Source organism: Aquirufa aurantiipilula, assembly GCF_019923745.1.
Classification (GTDB): domain Bacteria; phylum Bacteroidota; class Bacteroidia; order Cytophagales; family Spirosomataceae; genus Aquirufa; species Aquirufa aurantiipilula.
Genome location: NZ_JAANOG010000028.1, coordinates 1 through 1,328 on the forward strand (window position 1 = coordinate 1; position 1,328 = coordinate 1,328).

Genomic DNA, 1,328 nt, shown 5'->3' on the forward strand with positions numbered 1-1,328 from the left:
ATTAATCCAGGAGCAGCGACCAAATTAGTGGTAACAGGAACGGGCACTCAAACAGCTGGAGGAAGTCAAACAGTAACAATTACCGCGAAAGATGCGGATGGCAATACAGCCACTACATATACAGGAGCCAAAAACATTACCTTCTCAGGAGCAGCCGCATCACCAAGTCCGGCAACGACACCAACGGTAGCGGGCACGAACTTTGGAACAGCCACAAGCTTGACCTTTACGGCGGGTGTGGCTACAGGCTCAATGGTTCTTTACAAAGCAGAATCAGCTACAGTGAATGCGAGTGATGGAACTATCAACTCAAATACGGGGGGAACATTGAATGTAACGGTGAGTTCATCCACCATGACCAAATTGGGGACAGTTACGATGGCAAGTCCCCAAACCAATGGCACGGCATTCACAGGAACGAATACCTTGACCGCTCTAGATGCCTATGGTAATACGGCAACAGGATTTGATGCATCAGCAAATAACATTACATTGATACCCAGTTTATCTGGAGCAATATCGGGATTATCTGGAGGTAATAAATTAACTGGTTCAGGTGATTTTGTTAATGGAGTAGCCAACTTGACAAGCTTAGGTTTAACATTTACAGGAGTATCAGGCACTTTGAGTATTACATTTGCCCCTACCAGTGGAACTGGAATAGTTGGTCCTAATATTACATTAAATCCAGGAGCAGCGACAAAATTAGTGGTAACAGGAACAGGCACACAAACGGCTGGAGCTAGTAATTCCATTACGATTACGGCTAAGGATGCGAGTGGAAACACAGCGACAGGCTATACAGGCTCAAAGAACTTAACCTTCTCAGGAGCCACGAGTTCAACAGCACCAGTAACGACGGCTAAGGTAACCAACAGTGCCGCAACAGATATTGCCTTTGGAACAACGACAGCCTTGACATTTGCATCAGGAGCTGTGACAACCAACATGAAGTTGTACAATGTGGAAACAGCTTTAGTGGCAGTAACAGATGGAGCAATATCAGCCGCCGGAGCAGATCGATTGAGCGTAGCAGTAAGTGCAGCAGCCTTCAATAAATTGGCAGTAAGCTTAACGAGTCCACAAACCAATGGTACGGCATTCACAGGAACGAATACCTTGACGGCCCAAGATGCTTATGGTAACACGGTTACTGGCTTTGCAGCGAATACCAATAATGTGACAGTAACTACATCATTGACAGGAACAGTCAGTGGATTAGGCAGTGGTGTCAACAATGTATTGAATCAAGCAGGAGATTTCACGAGTGGGGTAGCGAACTTAACGAGCTTAGGTTTGAAGTTCACGGGAACATCGGGTGCAGGAAC

Annotated in this window: 1 protein-coding gene; it reads left to right on the forward strand. The window is 46.0% G+C overall.

Translation table 11 applies throughout. From position 1 onward, the window contains the following. Positions 1-1,328 (forward strand): beta strand repeat-containing protein (locus G9H60_RS13180; protein WP_223144507.1); only part of this gene is annotated, 1,328 nt, incomplete at both ends.